The 17,533-nt window shown below is 38.4% G+C and carries 8 protein-coding genes; 6 read left to right on the plus strand and 2 right to left on the minus strand.

Annotation, left to right across the window (positions count from 1 at the left end; all coding sequences use genetic code 11):
* The first annotated feature begins 171 nt into the window (after window positions 1-171).
* The 3 genes from glgP to VJJ03_RS06475 all read left to right on the plus strand — a co-directional run bounded on the left by glgP (window position 172) and on the right by VJJ03_RS06475 (window position 6,686).
* Entirely contained in the window at window positions 172-4,368 is a 4,197-nt protein-coding gene (glgP, locus tag VJJ03_RS06465; RefSeq protein ID WP_323974521.1) for an alpha-glucan family phosphorylase, read from the plus strand.
* 249 nt (window positions 4,369-4,617) lie between these two features.
* Window positions 4,618-6,009 (plus strand): tetratricopeptide repeat protein, encoded by a 1,392-nt coding sequence (locus VJJ03_RS06470; protein WP_323974523.1) that lies wholly within the window; start codon window positions 4,618-4,620, stop codon window positions 6,007-6,009.
* Window positions 6,010-6,011: 2 nt separating this feature from the next.
* The gene (locus VJJ03_RS06475; protein WP_009745259.1) at window positions 6,012-6,686 is read left to right on the plus strand and encodes a DedA family protein; all 675 of its coding nucleotides are present in this window, start codon (window positions 6,012-6,014) and stop codon (window positions 6,684-6,686) included.
* Window positions 6,687-6,747: 61 nt separating this feature from the next.
* On the opposite strand, the gene nrdD is transcribed toward VJJ03_RS06475, so the two are convergent.
* Both nrdD and nrdG read right to left on the minus strand, forming a co-directional pair.
* Window positions 6,748-8,553 (minus strand): anaerobic ribonucleoside-triphosphate reductase, encoded by a 1,806-nt coding sequence (gene nrdD, locus VJJ03_RS06480; protein ID WP_009745260.1) that lies wholly within the window; start codon window positions 8,551-8,553, stop codon window positions 6,748-6,750.
* A gap of 33 nt (window positions 8,554-8,586) precedes the next feature.
* A complete protein-coding gene (gene nrdG / locus VJJ03_RS06485) occupies window positions 8,587-9,042 on the minus strand; it encodes an anaerobic ribonucleoside-triphosphate reductase activating protein (RefSeq protein WP_009745261.1) in 456 nt (151 codons plus the stop codon).
* A gap of 367 nt (window positions 9,043-9,409) precedes the next feature.
* On the opposite strand from nrdG, the gene VJJ03_RS06490 reads away from it, so the two are divergent.
* The 3 genes from VJJ03_RS06490 to VJJ03_RS06500 all read left to right on the plus strand — a co-directional run bounded on the left by VJJ03_RS06490 (window position 9,410) and on the right by VJJ03_RS06500 (window position 17,529).
* Window positions 9,410-12,502: a SusC/RagA family TonB-linked outer membrane protein gene (locus VJJ03_RS06490; protein ID WP_323974525.1), complete on the plus strand. Its 3,093-nt coding sequence runs from the start codon at window positions 9,410-9,412 to the stop codon at window positions 12,500-12,502.
* A 24-nt stretch (window positions 12,503-12,526) separates the two neighbouring features.
* A complete protein-coding gene (locus VJJ03_RS06495) occupies window positions 12,527-14,176 on the plus strand; it encodes a SusD/RagB family nutrient-binding outer membrane lipoprotein (RefSeq protein ID WP_323974527.1) in 1,650 nt (549 codons plus the stop codon).
* A 269-nt stretch (window positions 14,177-14,445) separates the two neighbouring features.
* Window positions 14,446-17,529 (plus strand): SusC/RagA family TonB-linked outer membrane protein, encoded by a 3,084-nt coding sequence (locus VJJ03_RS06500; RefSeq protein WP_009745264.1) that lies wholly within the window; start codon window positions 14,446-14,448, stop codon window positions 17,527-17,529.
* Window positions 17,530-17,533: the final 4 nt, after the last annotated feature.

Here is a 17,533-nt window from a genome sequence, read left to right on the forward strand (position 1 = left end):
TGGACAAACTACGACCATTCTAAAAATAGTAGTGAATAATTAATATCTAATACAACTGTTTTATTTAGAATAGATTGAAAAAAAATGAATAAAAAATAATTAAAAGTCAGTAATTTTATTTTTTTCTTGTAAAATATTAGTTATATTTGCAAAGTGTTTAAAACTGTAATAATGAAAGGAGAAACAACAAAGTATCCCGATTATTTGTTTGAAATTAGTTGGGAAGTATGCAACAAGATAGGAGGCATACACACAGTATTAGCAACACGGGCAGCATTACTCAAGGAGAAATTAGCGGATAGGTATATTACCATAGGAGCTGACTTGTGGTTGCATAAGGAAAATCCTGAATTTATAGAGGATGAAACCCTATTTCCTTCATGGTTAAACCGTTCTAAGCAAGAAGGATTACGGGTACGTACAGGATATTGGAATATAAAAGGAAAGCCAATCACCATTCTGGTGGATTTTTCTCATTATATTAATGAAAAGAATGATATACTCACCTATTACTGGAACACTCAAAAGGTGGATTCCCTTGATGCTTCATGGGACTATACAGAGTATGTGCTCTTTGGCTATGCGGTAGGGAAGGTATTGGAGAGCTTTGTGAATTTTCAAGTAGGAGCACGGGAACGTGCAATTGCCCATTTCCATGAATGGATGAGTGGAGCAGGAGCCCTTTATGTAAAAAATGAGCTTCCTCATGTAGGAACTATCTTTACCACTCATGCTACAGTGCTGGGACGTAGTATAGCAGGAAATGGTTGGGCTTTGTATAATTATTTGGAAAGCTATAATCCTAAAGAACTCGCTTATCGTTTTTCAGTACAGCATAAGCACTTTTTGGAGGCTAAGATAGCGCAACAGGTGGATATCTTCACCACGGTAAGTGATATTACAGCTCGCGAATGTACACACTTCTTAGAACGTACACCGGAGGTCATTACTCCTAATGGTTTTGATGAATCTTACCTTATGGATAGAACCAGTTTTCTTGGTAAGCATAAAAGAGCAACGACTAAACTCTTGGAAGTAGCCCAAAAGTATACTGGGGAAACTTTTGAAGAAAAACCTTTCTTTGTGGGAATTAGTGGTCGTAATGAGTTCAGAAACAAAGGTATAGATGTCTTTATTGCGGCACTTGAGCATATTAACCAAGACCCTTCCTTTAACAGAGAAGTGGTAGCTTTTATTCTTATTCCTTCAGAACATGAAGGGGTACATCCCTCAGTGCCTTCACATACCACTCATCAGATAAAGGATATTTCTCAGAATGCAATTCTCTCTAAGATAAAGGAATCGCAGCTCTTTAACCAAAAGCAAGATAAGGTGAAGGTTCTCTATTGTCCTTGTTATCTGTTGGGTAATGATGGCGTATTTGACCTACCTTATTATGACTTACTTACAGGTTTTGATCTTACTGTATTTCCTTCCTATTATGAGCCTTGGGGATATACTCCTTTAGAAAGTTTATGCTTAGGAATTCCAACAGTTACAACTACTTTGGCAGGATTTGGTTCTTGGGCGAAAAGACATTTCCCTAATGAGGAACTTGCCATAAAGGTACTCTCCCGTGATGATAGTAATTATGAAGAAGTAGTTGGAGGGGTGGTAAAGCAGATAGAGAAAATAGCTCAACTTTCTCCTACTGCTTATGAATCGCTTTGGGAAGATGTACAACAGATAGGTAGAGCTGCCTTGTGGGAACATTTTATTACCTATTGTCAGGAAGCCTATACCCGTGTACTTACCAAGATGGAACCTCGTATGAAGGAGTTCCCCCTTACCGATACCGAGGCTTCCTTATACTGGGAACAGTCAAAGGAGGTCAATATACCTTATTGGCGTAGTGTGATTGTACATCGCTCTACCCCTGAAAAGCTCAGGGCTTTAGAGGAGCTTGCCAAAAACCTTTGGTGGTCTTGGAATGAAGAGGCAGAACAACTATTCAAGAGTATAGACCCTGAGAAATGGTACCGTGTACATAAGAATCCTATTATGCTTCTAGATACTATCTCAATGAGTGAATTCAGAGCTTTGGAAAATGATACACATTTCATGGCACGCCTAACACAGGTCTATGCAAACTTCCTTTCCTATATGGAAAAGAAAAAAGAAATGGGAAGTCCTTCTATTGCCTATTTTAGTATGGAATTCGGCTTACATTCTTCCCTTAAAATTTATTCAGGAGGGTTGGGTATCTTAGCAGGGGATTACCTAAAAGAAGCTAGTGATAAAGCAGTGAAAATTACAGGAGTAGGTTTGCTTTACCGTTATGGTTATTTTACTCAAAAAATATCTGCTTTTGGGAATCAAGAATCTGAATATGAAGCTCAGGATTTTACCAAAATTCCTGTAACTCCAGTTGCTGATGAACAAGGAAAGTGGGTACAGATATCTTTAGACCTACCAGGACGCACTCTTTATGCACGTGTGTGGCGGGCAGATGTAGGACGTATAGAACTCTATCTCTTGGATACGGATTTTGAGGATAATAACGAAGGAGACCGTACTATTACCCACCACCTTTATGGAGGAAATTGGGAAAACCGACTCAAACAGGAGATGCTCTTAGGCTTAGGAGGTATTAAGATGCTTAGAAAATTAGGCATTTCCTCCGATGTGTATCATTGTAATGAAGGACATGCAGCTTTGATAGGTCTGGAACGCTTGAACCGATTTATAAATGAATTTCATCTGTCCTTCTCTGAGGCAATTGAGGTGGTACGTGCTTCTTCCTTATTTACTACCCATACCCCTGTGCCAGCAGGACATGATGCCTTTGAGGAAACTATGCTTAGATCTTTTATAGGGGATTATGCTGAAAAACTTCATGTGGATTGGCAACAAATCTTAGCTCTTGGTAAGGTGGACGTACATGACCCTCAGGAAAAATTCTCTATGAGTTTCTTGGCTGCCAATCTCTCCCAAGAGATCAATGGAGTAAGTATGCTCCATGGAGAAGTCAGTCGGGATATATTTAAAAACCTATGGAAGGGATATTTCCCAGAAGAATTGCATATTAGCTATGTAACCAATGGAGTACATCGCCCTACATGGACTTCTCCTTTGTGGAAGGAAGTGGAGCAGAAATATTTCAAGAAAGAGATAGGAGGAAGTTATTCTGCCTTTTCTTTTGAGGGTATTTATAATCTTCCTAATGAAAGAGTTGCTCAGATTAAGAATCAGCTTCGTACTAAGCTTGTTAATCGCATAAAGAGAAATCTGCAAGATAGCCGAAATGTTACTTACTTTACTCCTCGTGAAATAGTAGAAGTTTTTGATACCTTGCGGGATGATGTACTTACTATTGGCTTTGCCCGTCGTTTTGCTACCTATAAGCGGGCACATCTGCTCTTTACCGATTTGGATAAGTTGGATACAATTGTCAATAATCCAAAGCGCCCTGTACAGTTTATTTTTGCGGGGAAAGCACACCCGGCAGATAAGGCAGGGCAGGATCTCATTAAGCATATTGTGGAGATTTCCAAACAGCCTCGTTTCCTTGGAAAGATTATCTTCCTTTCCAACTATGATATGGACTTGGCACGTACCCTTATTCAAGGAGTAGATGTATGGATGAATACACCTACACGTCCGCAAGAGGCTTCAGGTACCAGTGGAGAAAAGGCAGCAATGAATGGAGTGATGCACTTTAGCGTATTGGACGGTTGGTGGGTAGAAGGGTATCGTGAAGATGCAGGTTGGGCACTCCCTCAAAAGCGTACTTATGAGAACCAGCTCTATCAAGATGAATTAGATGCAGAGCTTATCTATAACATTATAGAGGATCAAATAGCTCCGGCATTTTATAACAAGGATAGTAAGGGTGTTTCCATAGAATGGTGTAATTTTATCAAGAATACTATCGGAAAAGTAGCTCCTCATTTCACTACTTATCGTATGCTAAGTGATTATGAACGACAATATTATTTTCCTCAAGAGAAACGTTCTAAGCTTCTTAGAGCTAATAATTTTGAGAAAGCCATTGAACTTTCGCAATGGAAGAAGAAAATAAGTCAAGAGTGGGGAAATATTCGTGTAGAAAAAGTAGAGGCACCTAAGCATAACAACCAGCTCATCTCCTTAGGGAATACTTATGAAGCTACTATTGAGCTTTACTTAAGTGAACTTACGCCAGAGGATATAGGTCTGGAACTGGTAGTGGCACAGAAAGAAGAGGATCAAATGAAGATAGCTCAACTCATACAAGCTCAGCTTCTCTCTTTCTCAGGACGGGTAGCCACCTATAGGCTAACGGCGTCTACCGAGGATGCTGGCTTATTTATGATAGCTCTGCGCCTCTATCCTAAGCATGAGTTATTACCTCATCGTCAGGATTTTGCTTTAGTAAAATGGTTATAGTCTCATAAGGACTTATAAGGAAATTGCCAGCGAAGTAAGTGCTGGCAATTTTTGTATTTTTTAGGAATTTTGCGATGATAGATAGCCAATTTTTTAACCTTTCTCATAAGTTATCAACAAATTGAAAAGTTATAATCATTGTTATTACTGTTTGTCTAAAAAATTGTAAATTAGCCGTTTGAAAGAATATGAGCTATTAATAATATATTTTATTGATAGATAGATGTTTAAGTATAATTACTTATAAAGATGTTTTCAAGAAATGACGAACGATGGGAAGCGGTCTCCCGTTATGAGACTATCCTGAACGAACATAGTCCTATTTTTTTTGATAGCTATCAATATGAGGACATCATCCTCTATTATTTAGAAAACTGCAAATTTGCCAAAGCTAAGCAAGCTATAGAACTCGCTTTAGAACAACATCCTTCTGTTTCTTCCTTGCGCTTATTACAGGTGGAGATGCTTATCTATGAGGATAACTTGCAGCAAGCAGGGGATATCCTGGATGAAATTATTCACCAGGAACCCTATAATGCAGAGGTACATGTACAGAGAGCCAATCTTTATTCCAAAAAAAATAATCATTCAAAAGCGATAGAACTCCTTAAGTATGCTATTTCTCTTACAGAGGAAGTGTCTGATATCTACTCACTTATTGCTATGGAGTATGTGTATATGGAGGAGTATACCTTAGCTAAAAAGTACTTTAAAAAATGCTTAGATCAAGACCCTGAGGATTACTTCTCCTTGCAACAACTCTTACACTGCTTTGATTTTCTAAATGAAAATCAACAAGCAATACAATTTCTTACTGCCTATTTAGATAGGAATCCTTATTGTGAGGTAGCTTGGCATAACTTGGGGCGACAGTATGTAATGCAAAATAATCTGCAAGAAGCACTGAAAGCTTTTGATTATGCCATTATTAGTGATGATACTTTTACAGGAGCTTATTTTGAGAAAGGGAAAGTATTGGAGCGCCTTAAGGATTATAGGAAAGCAATTGAGAATTACAAAATAACTCTTTCCTTGGATGATCCTTCTTCCTTTGCTTACTTGCGTATTGCTATATGTTATGAGAAGTTAGGGGATAGTCTTATGGCGGAACAGTATTATTTTAAGGCAGTACATGAAGACCCTCAATCCAGCAAGGCATGGCTTGCCCTAGTGGACTATTATGCACGTGAGAATGATTATCAGAAGGCTGAAAAATATGTCTCTAAAGTACTACTCAATGAAGGAGATAACCCTTCTTTCTTGCGTCGTTGTGCTGAAATATATGCTTATGTGGGGCGTGGAGAGGAGGCAATACAAATCTATACTCAAGCTATGGATTTAGGGGACTATTCGCCAGAAATACGGAATGATTTAGCGGACTTACTGCTACAAGAGGGACATTATCAGCAAGCTATTATGTTGTCCCTTAGCACTCTGCAGCTATATCCTAAGGAGTTAAGTGCTTATTACCGTGCAGGGATTGCCTATTTTTTCTTATCAGAGGAAAAGGAAATGCTTTTTTATTTAACGACTGCTATTGAGAAAGCAAAGGAATGGTTGCCTTATTTTGATAAAAAATATCCGAAAATTTTCTTAGACAAACGTGTACAAAATATAGTAAAAAAGACGATAAATAGTTAGAGATGGAACATTTTCAAAGTTGGAGTGACCTTGTCAATCCTGAATTCTATATTAAGTTAGGAGGATATTGGTTGGTGTTATTTATTATTTTTGCAGAGACAGGTTTGTTTGTAGGTTTTTTCCTGCCAGGGGATAGCCTGCTCTTTATTTCAGGAATTTATGCTGTACCTATGGTGAAGGATACTTTTGGAATTACAGGAAGCGACCTTTTGGACACTACTATTATAGCTTCTTCTATATCCTTAGCGGCAATTACAGGAAACATGGTCAGTTACTGGTTTGGTAGGCGGAGTGGTCACGGATTGTATGAACGTAAGGATTCATTCTTCTTTAAGAGAGAATATCTCTTAAGGGCACATGTTTTCTATGAAAAACATGGAGCGGTGGCTGTAATTGCTGCGCGTTTCTTGCCTATTGTACGTACTTTCGCCCCTATTGTAGCAGGTATTGTAGGGATGAGACGAGGAAAGTTCATGATTTATAATATTATAGGTGCCGTAGGATGGTCTTTTTCCCTTGTCTTTATAGGGCATTATTTGGATAAACTTTTCATTGATCAGTTTGGAATAGACCTCAAAAAACATTTGGAACTTATTGTACTTTTTATTGTATTGATTACCACAGCACCCATCCTTATTAAGCTTTTTATGCCTTCAAAAGAGGGAAAAGGTGAATAGAGAGAAGAAAAAAGATATAAAATAAAGAGGCTATCCCTTTTCGGACAGCCTCTTTTTAGACTTATTGTTCAACAGTTTCTTTGACTCGCTTAGGAGATAAATGGTAATGTCGTAACTTGTGTTCTTTCTGCCTTGCACTACTAAAGCAGGATACTCGCTTGAGGTAACCAATAACCCGTGTGGCGTGGTCTACATTTTTGCTATGGCACTCAGGACATTCAAAGAGTGTACGCTTATCTATATGGTTACATTCATTACAGATAGTAATACGAATATTAAAACAGAAATAGTTACAACCTGCTAGCGCAGTAGCATTGAGTAATCTTAAGAAACCTTCTTTGTTAGGAGTTTCTTCCAAATTCAAGTGTAGGGCAGAGCCCCCGTCCAAGTATTGGATGATTTCTTTTCCGTGGAGTATGATTTTATCTAATACATTTACCTGTTCATCTTCTACGGCATAGAAGTATGAGTTATAACATTCACGAGGAGAAAATAAGCCATCTTTCTTGTCCCACAAAGCATTTTTTACCCCTAAGTTCTCTGCAGGAACGAATTCCGTATTGAACATATAGCCATACTCTTTGCGTGCTTTTCTATTTTCATCATAGATGATTTTAAGATAGTGGCTTACAAAATCCTTATATTGTGGGTTATTACTTGGGGAAATATCCAAATACTCAGCAGCTTCCACCATACCGTTAATACCAATGGTGAGGAACTGTTTATCTAAGGAAATAAAGCCTGCATCATATACAGGAAGCAAACCTCCATCCTTGTATTCTTCTATAAGTTTACGGAAGGCTACTTGATATTTGTGTATCTTGCGTACTTCTTCCGCAAGATTGCGTTTTTGTTGCACCAAGCGATTCATATTTAGGGTAATCACATTGATAGAACCTGTAGCTACCCCTCCAGCTCCTAAGGAATAACTGAAAGTATGATCACTAATTTCATTACGCAAGCGACAACAAGAGGCAAGACTATCAGCACTCTCGGATTGGTAGATGAAGAAGGAGTTCCCTTCACTAAGTTCTTCTGCACACATGTTGGCAAAATCACTATCCACAGGCTTACCTTTAGCGGTGAGCATCGCTGCTGTTACCACAGGGAAAGTAAGGATCGCTTTGAGACGCTCTGCATTGAACCATTTAAGGAAGAAATACTGGAGCTTGAAAAGGCGGTCAAAGGATGGGCGGGTCATATCTGGAAATACGAAATCTCCAAACATGCTGTTGAAATAGGGCTCATCATAAAGAGAGATATTCCAGAATACAGATTGGTACCCCCTAGCGGCTGCAGGTTGGTTAATAGCATATATTACATGTTGGAGGTGATTCTCAATAATCTTAGAGTGAGTTTCAAGGTAGTCATCTCCATAGTCCTGAGCAGCAAAGTAATCAAAATATAGCAGAAACTCCACCGTAGCCAAGGCTCCTGCAAACTGTGAGCTAATGGCAAAAACCAAATTGACAAACTCTCCACAGAAACTCTCTAAGTGTTTGGGAGCACGACTTTCTCCTCCAAGTTTTAGAAGTCCATCTAATAGGAAGGGATACATGCTGATAGAGACACAGTAAGGCTTAAGGGAAGTCTCATCATGTACATAAATCTCATGGGATTCTATCTGTCGGATGTATTCCTTGGCAAGTTCTTCTCCAAAGAGTGTTTCAATTTTACGGCGTACTAACTCACGATTGATTTGGATATTGATATCCTTGTTTATTTCAGCCTCCATAGTAGCGATATTCTTGCTCGTTACATTGGCATTGGCATCTACCTGTGAAGCGGAAGCCGCATTACTTGCTTGCAGATACTGTGCGATGAAGTCAATCTTCTGCTGGATTTGATTTTGTGTAAGTCTAATCATAAGAGTTCTATTTATATATTATGGTATAATTATTTATTTTTGAAAAAGATGATTTAGGAGTTCCCCGGTCTGTACCTCTACAAAACGCTGGTTCGTAGTTTTTTCCTTAAGTCCCCCGAGTTCTTCCCTCCATCTTCCTGTTTTAATCCAAGTCAGTTCTTCTCTGATGAATGGAGAAACTTCCTCATCATTCAATCCTGTATATAAGCAGGTATAGAGCCCATAGGTATGAGCGATTTGTAATTTGTGGATAAGATCCTCCTCTTCCCATTCTCCCCCCATGAAAAGGACACAAGAAATCATACTTTTATAACGCTCAATATGATGGACAAATGTCTCATCTGTAAGAGGAGTTCCCATTCCCTTTTTCCATAAAAAGGGGGAATGACAGCCCTTGCAGCGTAGGGGACAACCTGTAATGCTAAAGCATAAACTGATTTGTCCGGGGACTTCTTGTAGAACTATTTGTAGGTCAGAATAGTGTATCATCTCTATTTTTTCTTTTGTGGTTTAGCAAAGTTAAGGAGAAATGAGGTGAGTTTTCCACAAAAAAGGATAAGTTATTAACTCAGTTATCAACAAGTGAACTTGTTGATAACAAAAGGAAAAGCGATTTCTCTACTTTTAAGTAGAGCAAAAAGCAAGTAAATAGATATTATTTGAAAAGATATTATAATAGTATTTTATATTTAGTTTTAATGATTATTTAGAATTAATCGTTATTCTTTAATTTTGAATGAGTTATGAAAAAATTTGACTTTTTAACATATAGAACAGAAAAAAATAGTATTTTGTGTTACTTATATAAGAAAAAAATCGTAATTTTGGGCTCGCTAATCAAAATATCATAAGGGATATGAACTTTAAAAAATTATTCTTGTGGCTATTCCTTGCTACTACAACAATGGCTTTTGCGCAACAGATCGTCTCTGGGAGCGTAAAAGACAGTACAGGGAAGCCTGTGGCAGGTGCTACCATAATTGTGGTAGGAACTAGCCGAAATGCAACCACTAACTCCGACGGGGTATATTCCATTGAAGCACAGGCTGAGGAAACATTGCAATTTGCCGCTCAGGGGTATCAAAATGTACAAAAGAAAGTAGGACTTGAAACAACCATTAATGTAACCCTTGCACTAAACACTGAAGATGCTAAAAAAGTAGGGGCGCTTGGAGTAGAACGTGATGCCAATGCTACAGGGTATACTGATACTACCTTGGAAGGTGGAGAAGACCTTAAAGGAAAAACAGCAGGACTTACCGCTGCATCCACTGGAGGAATGCAAGGATCAAAAATGGAACTTCGCGGTAAAGGAAGTGTTACCGGGAGTAACCAACCTTTGATTGTCATTGATGGAGTCCCTATGGTGGATATGGGAACTAAGTATGGGGATTCTGCCAGTGAAATTAACAAAGATGACATAGAATCTGTAACTGTACTTACCGGAGGTGCTGCGACAGCCCTTTATGGAAGTCGTGGAGGAAATGGAGTCATCCTCTATACTACCAAATCTGGTAAAGGAGGAAAAACCAATATTGATATCAACTCTTCCATAACTTTTGACAATGCTTATATTTCTCCTAAATTGCAAAATGAATATGGAGGAGGTTCTAGCTTGGATTTTACAAGACAACTTATTAATGGAAAAACTTATAACCTTCCTCAGTATGAGGTAGATGAAAGTTGGGGGCCTAAGTACGATGGCACCCCTTATTTACCTTGGTATGCTTTTGATGAAAAATATCTTAAAGAACATTACCTTAAGGAAGTACCTTGGCAGGCTCCTAAGAATGATGTAGATAAGTTCTTCAGAACAGGGATGAGTATTAATAACTCTGCTTCTATTACACGTTCTATTTCAGGTACGAACTTGCGTTTCTCTTTAGGAAATACAGAAACTACAGGAATCGTACCCACTACCAAATTACAACGTACTAGCCTTGCCTTTAGCTTTACCTCTGACTTATCTAAGAAATTGAAAGCAGAAGGAGGACTTAACTATGCTATTACTGTTCGTGATAATCCAAACTATACTTATGCTGATGCCAATGATAATGGGGGATTCTCTACAGTACTTTATGGTTATACACACCGACAGTTGGATATGAAGAACTTGGAACGTTTTTACAAGTCGCCTGATGGGAAACAACGTACTTGGAACAGAACTAGTTGGGAGAATCCTACCCCTAACTTTGCCGATAACCTTTACTGGATGCTTAATGAGATTACTCAGAATGATAAGCGTCACCGTTTCTTTGGTAATATTGGTCTTACTTATAATTTTACAGATGAATTATTCTTGGTAGGTAAAATGTATGGAGATATCTATGCACTTACTACAGAATCAAGAACGGCTGTAGGTTCTCATGATACTTCTCAATATCAAAGGTACATCTATGAAAATTCATCCTTTAACTATGAAACACGTTTGCATTATAATCCTAAACTCGGTGACAACTTCACCCTTACAGGATTCATAGGAGCGGCACGTGCTCAGAACAAATATGATTATGCAGGTGCCGCTACTCAGGGAGGGTTGATTGTCCCTAACTACTATTCGGCTGCCAATAGTAAAGAAAGACCTAAAGGAGAAACTTACTCCTCATGGACACGTACCAATAGTGTCTATGGAATGGCTTCTTTCGGTTATAAGGGAACTGCTTTTGTGGAAGTTACCGGACGTAATGACTGGTTCTCTACCGTATCTACTTCTATTTTCTATCCTTCTGTAACAGCCACTTATGTATTTACCAATTCTTTTAAGAATTTGCCTTCTTGGTTGAGCTATGGTAAGTTGCGTGCAGGTTGGGCACAGGTAGGAAACGATGCTTCCGCCTATGTACTTAAGACCTATCCAGATGTTCAACAATCATTCAAAGGAGCACAAAGTTACTTGGTGCCTAACGAACAAAATAATCCTGACTTGCGTCCTGAAATTAAGGAAACCAAAGAAGCTGGAGTAGATTTACAATTCTTTAACAGTCGCCTCTCTATAGGATTCTCTTATTATGATATCCTTTCCAAAGACCTTATCCTTTCCATGCCAGTGGATGCGGCTAACGGATATACTTACAAAAAGGTAAATAGTGGAGAAATGTCCAATAAAGGATTTGAAATTACCCTTTCTGCAACGCCTGTGCAGACCGATAAGTTTAGTTGGTCTATTGATTGGAACCTTTCTAGGAACAGAAACAAACTCTTGAAGTTAGCCCCTGGATTAACCCGTTATAAGGTTACTTGGGAATATTATGGAAATGTGGAACTATATGCGGTAGAAGGTCGTCCTTTTGGGGAAATCTACGGAGGTAATTATGTATATGATGACAATGGAAATCGTTTGGTGGATGAAAATGGTTTCTATCTTCGTTCAGCTAAAAAAGAAGTATTAGGGAATATCAACCCAGATTATACTACAGGACTTACCAATACTCTTACCTATGGGAACCTAACCTTATCCTTTACTTTTGATTACTCAAAAGGAGGTAGCTATTATGCAGGTCCTTATGCTTTGGGTATGTATGCAGGTACCATCCGTGAAACAGTTGACGGTGGTATACGTGAGAGAGATCCCCGTGGTCCTAATGGACAAAAAGGATTGCTCCTTCCAGGGGTGTTCGCCCCAGGAACTCCTAATGCAGGAAAACCTAATGATAAACGAATTAGTCCTAAAGCGTATGGTAGTACCTTCTACAAAGGGATAGATGCGCCTGCCGTATTTGATGCTACTTTCCTAAAACTCAGAAGTGTATCTCTTACTTATGAGGTGCCTCTACCTGATAACAAACGTATCAAAGGTTTGAACTTTACCCTTTCAGGTTATAACCTCTGGACTACTGCTTTGGCGTGGGATGGTATGGATCCTGAAAGTGCTATCTACAATCAAGGAATGGGAAATTCCTCCTTACCTACTATCAGAAGTTTTGGACTTAGTGTAGGATTAAAATTATAAACTATAAACTAAAATCAGATCAAGATGAAAAGAATTCTAATAACAACCTTAGGAGTAGGTTTCCTCTTGGCAAGTTGTACAAAGGATTTTGAAGACATTAATAAGAATCCAAATGTACCAGAGGAATATCTTACCTATGCTTTATTCAATGGTAATAATGAAGCTTTTTTGAATAATACAAGAGGGTATGATAATATGAAGCAAATGCGTGTATGGATGCAGTATACATCCCAACCTATTTATACAAAGGAGAGCCGCTATTTGCGTGACCCTAATGGTTCTAGTACACTTTATTTCAATGCGTATAAAAGAGCTATGGGATATAAGGAAATTATAAGGCTTAATACAGATCCTAAAACAAAGGATATCGTTCTGGATTATGGAAAGAATAATAACCAGATAGCTGCTGCTCGTATCATGCTGGCTTATATTTTTAGCATCATGGTACAATCCTTCGGAGATGTCCCTTATTATTCCTATGGAGATAGTGAAAATCCACATTTCCAAGCTTTACAAACCGACAAGTACGTAACTCCTGTATATGCTTCTGAAAAAGAAATCTATTTGGATATTCTCAAGGAACTGGAAGCTGCTATAGTACAGATAGAGCCTGATTCCTACGTGTTTTCCAGTGGAGATTTTCTCTTCGGAAAGCCTGAGAACTTGAAAAAGTTCGCCAATTCCCTACGCTTGCGTATTGCTAACCACTTAAAAGGAGCCAATGAGGCAGTGTTGGGCTCAGAATTAGCTGGTAAGGTGAAAACCATTATAGATTATTACAGGGCAGGACATGAAGATGAATTGTTGGATACTACTTTCAAAAGTGTAGAATTATCTTTTGAAGATAATTACACCTATCCAGCACCTATCTATTATGATTATTATGTAGGGAATCGTGTGGATTACCTTCCGTCCAGTAACTTTATAAAGCTTCTTGCTGGAAACAATAAGAAAGCCAATAATAGAGGTTTGAATTTTGGAGTAGATCCTCGTATAGAAAAATACTTTGCTCCTGTGGGCTTAGGAAAATGGGATATATACTATGGTTATACATTGGATCAGTCCACCCCTATTGATACCACCAAATATGTGGGAATGCCTTATGGAATGCAGGAAGGAGCTACAGCAGACCAATATAAAGGTGGAGAAGCAGTTTCTCTCTTTTCGCAAGAAGTATTAGCCTCTACCGCAGCAGAGGTAATTATGGATTATAGTGAAGTATGCTTTATCCTTTCTGAAATCAGAGGTTGGGACAATGCTTTGTATAGGAAAGCTGTGGAGGCTTCTTTGGACAAATGGGGAATAACTGGAACAAGAAAATCCGATTATATGAGCACTCTTCCAGCAGCTACAGAGGAAAATGTACTTACGCAAAAGTATATTTCTCTTTATATGAACCCTGATGAAGCGTGGGCAGAATACCGCCGTACAGGCTATCCTAAAACATTTATTGAGGTAGGAGAAAGGGTAAGAGCCAATCTCCCTGCTGCTAACCCTCCTTTCTATGTATTCCAAAAGGATCCTTCAGCGGTGGATGTATCAGGGATACCTGACCGCTTGAGTTACCCTGATACTTATACAGGACTTAATCTTAATTATAAACAAGCTCTTAAAGATATGGGTATTTTAGAGGATTTAAGAGGACATAAGTTGATCTTTGCTACAAGGAATTAACTAAGAAAATAAAACTTTATTTCATGAAAGCAGCCAAAACCGGCTGCTTTTTCTTGTTTTTATGAAAATTATAAGAGTTGAACGATTAAGTATAACATATATAAAAGATGAAATAATCTTATAATTAGTATAGAATAATTCATATATTTGAGAATATAAATCTGTAAATATGCGTTATAATATATATTTTTTGTTTTTTTATAAAAGGTTTCTCATTTATAAGAAAAAAAACGTATCTTTGAGTCGCTAATCAAACATCATATAGAGATATGAACCTAAAAAAATTATTTTTATTGTTCTTCCTTGCCACTACAACAATGGCTTTTGCGCAACAGACTATCTCAGGGAGCGTGAAAAATAGTGCAGGGAAGCCTGTGGCAGGAGCTACTGTAAAAGTGGTAGGTACCAGCCGAAATGCAACCACTAACTCCGAGGGGATGTATGCTATTGAAGCACAGGTTGAGGAAACATTGCTTTTTTCCGCTCAGGGGTATAAGAATGTAGAAATCAAAGTGGGACTCTCCACCACAATCAATGCCGTTTTTCCTCCTTCAGATGAAAAGCAACAGGTAGGAGCCTTAGGGATTGAACGAAATAAAGACGCCGTAGGGTATAATACTCAAAATACAGAAGGTGGACAAAACCTCTCTGGTGCTGTAGCAGGAGCGCAAACCAGTACTTCCTCTTCTATGGGTGGAAATACTAATATTGTTCTTCGTGGGGTAGGTACCGTTACCGGTAGTAATCAACCTTTGATTGTAATTGATGGGGTACCTATGGCAACTGTAGGAGATGGTACAAATGTTAAGAATGCAGGGGATGCTCTCAGTGATATCAACCCTGAGGATATTGAATCCCAAAGTGTACTCTCCGGTGGTGCTGCTACAGCCCTTTATGGTAGCCGAGGAGGAAATGGGGTAATCCTTATCACTACCAAATCCGGTAAGGCCGGAAAAACTTCTATTGAAGTAAAATCAGGAGTTACTTTTGAAACTGCCTATATTGCACCAAGACTACAGGATGAATATGGAGGTGGGGATTCTCAACAGTTTGAAAGAGCAACTATTAATGGACAGCAATATAATCTTGCCAGATATGCTGTTGACCAAAGCTGGGGTCCTAAATATAAAGGGCAACCATATCTCCCTTGGTATGCTTTTGATAAAAAGTATTTGCCAGAACATTACCTTAAAGAAGTGCCTTGGCAATCACCTAAAAACGGAATAGAAAAATTCTATCGTACAGGGATAGGGCTTTCTAATTCTTTCTCTGTTTCTCGTTCATTGTCTGGAACTAACATTCGTTTCTCTTTAGGAAATAATGAAGTAAAAGGGATTGTACCTAATACTGATCTTCACAAAACAAACCTTTCTTTTAGCTTTACTTCAAAACTATCCAATAAGCTTAAGAGTGAAGGAGGATTTAACTATGTGATTACCTCACGTACCAATCCTGACTTTGCTAATACCGTAGAAAATGACTTGGCTAATGTGTTCTATGGATGGAGCCAGCGACAATTGGATGTAAAGAATTTGGAAAAATATTATATAGATCCTGCCGGTGGACAACGTACTTGGAACAGAACTGCTTGGAATAATGCAGATCCTAAGTTCGCAGATAACCCCTATTGGCAAGTATATAAGAACTATGGTAATGATAAAAGACATCGTTTCTTCGGAAATATAGGACTTACTTATAATTTCAGAGAAAATTTGTACTTAGTAGGTAAAATATATGGAGATATTTATTCTTATACTAAGGAAAAAAGAACTGCAGTTGGTGCTTATGACACACCTTCCTATGAAAAAACAGTATATACTAATTCCGATTTCAACTATGAAACTCGCTTGCACTATACACCTAAATTAGGCGATAATTTCTCCTTGACAGGATTTATAGGAATGTCCCGACGTGAAAGCAGATATGGCTGGTCAAAAGGACAAACCGTAGGAGGCTTGGTAGTACCTAATTATTATAATTTGGCTAATAGTAAGCAAACTCCTCGTGCCTCTGACTATGCTTCTTGGCAACGTACCAATAGTGTCTATGGAATGGCTTCTTTTGGATTTAAGAGTATGGCTTTTGTGGAAGTTACCGGACGTCAGGACTGGTTCTCCACAGTTTCCAAGCCTGTATTCTATCCTTCTGTAACAGGTTCTTTTGTATTTACTTCTGCAATAAAGAGCAAACCTTCCTGGCTCTCTTATGGTAAGGTAAGGGTAGCTTGGGCACAAGCAGGAAATGATACAGGACCTTATCGCTTAATAAACTATCCTGCAGTAAATCCTCCTTTTAGAGGTAGCCCAGACTATACTCGTTCTAACACAGCTAATAATCCTGATTTGGTGCCTGAAATTAAGGAAACCAAAGAAGTAGGATTGGAACTTCGCTTCCTTAATGACCGAGTATCTGTTAATGCTTCTGTATATAACATTCTTTCTAAAGACCTTATCATACCACTTCCTGTGGATGCAGCTAACGGATATAACTGGAAGTATGTAAATAGTGGTGAAATGTCCAATAAAGGGGTAGAAGTAACGCTTTCTGTTACCCCTATACAAACTGAAAAATTCAACTGGAACCTAAGTTGGAACTTCTCTAAAAATAAAAATAAGCTAGAAAAATTAGCTCCAGGGATTAAGAATTATAAGGTAAATTCAGATAAATATGGACAAGTATCTCTCTATGCGATAGAAGGTCGTCCTTTCGGAGAACTCTATGGTAGAGATTTTGTATACAAAGATGGTAAAAGAGTTGTAAGTTCTAATGGGAAATATGCAACTTCCGAACTTAAATCTTTAGGAAATATTATTCCAGACTATACTATGGGACTTTCCAATAGTTTCACTTATGGTCGTTTGAATTTATCCTTTGTGTTTGACTTCCAAAAAGGAGGAGATTATTTCTCAGCAGCTCACATGACAGGGATGAGTACAGGGATGTTACGAGAAACAGCTGCCAACGGAATACGTGAACTCATAAGAAGAAATGGAATAACAGAGGCGAGAGGGCTTATCCTCAAGGGAGTTAAGAGAGATGGAACACCTAATGATCAGATAATTGACCCACAAACCTTTGGAGAAGGATTCTTCCAAGGAGCTGTAGATAAGCAGAATATTTTTGATGCTACTTACCTAAAACTTAGAAGTGTATCTCTTTCCTATGATGTACCTCTACCAAGCACCAAACATCTCAAAGGGTTGAATGTTTCTCTCTTTGGTAATAACCTTTGGACTACCGCATTGGATTGGGATGGTATGGATCCTGAAACAGCTGCTTCTAACCAAGGTATTGGAGAAATCTCTCTTCCTACCACACGTTCCTTCGGTATGAGTGTGGGATTAAAATTATAAAAAA

Source organism: Capnocytophaga sp. G2 (genome assembly GCF_035282625.1).
Classification (GTDB): domain Bacteria; phylum Bacteroidota; class Bacteroidia; order Flavobacteriales; family Flavobacteriaceae; genus Capnocytophaga.

Excerpts from the sequence above, each read along its gene's own strand:
- glgP (WP_323974521.1), top strand. The coding sequence starts at position 172 with ATGAAAGGAGAAACAACAAAGTATCCCGATTATTTGTTTGAAATTAGT.
- VJJ03_RS06470 (WP_323974523.1), top strand. The coding sequence starts at position 4,618 with ATGTTTTCAAGAAATGACGAACGATGGGAAGCGGTCTCCCGTTATGAG.
- VJJ03_RS06475 (WP_009745259.1), top strand. The coding sequence starts at position 6,012 with ATGGAACATTTTCAAAGTTGGAGTGACCTTGTCAATCCTGAATTCTAT.
- nrdD (WP_009745260.1), bottom strand. The coding sequence starts at position 8,553 with ATGATTAGACTTACACAAAATCAAATCCAGCAGAAGATTGACTTCATC.
- nrdG (WP_009745261.1), bottom strand. The coding sequence starts at position 9,042 with ATGATACACTATTCTGACCTACAAATAGTTCTACAAGAAGTCCCCGGA.
- VJJ03_RS06490 (WP_323974525.1), top strand. The coding sequence starts at position 9,410 with ATGAACTTTAAAAAATTATTCTTGTGGCTATTCCTTGCTACTACAACA.
- VJJ03_RS06495 (WP_323974527.1), top strand. The coding sequence starts at position 12,527 with ATGAAAAGAATTCTAATAACAACCTTAGGAGTAGGTTTCCTCTTGGCA.
- VJJ03_RS06500 (WP_009745264.1), top strand. The coding sequence starts at position 14,446 with ATGAACCTAAAAAAATTATTTTTATTGTTCTTCCTTGCCACTACAACA.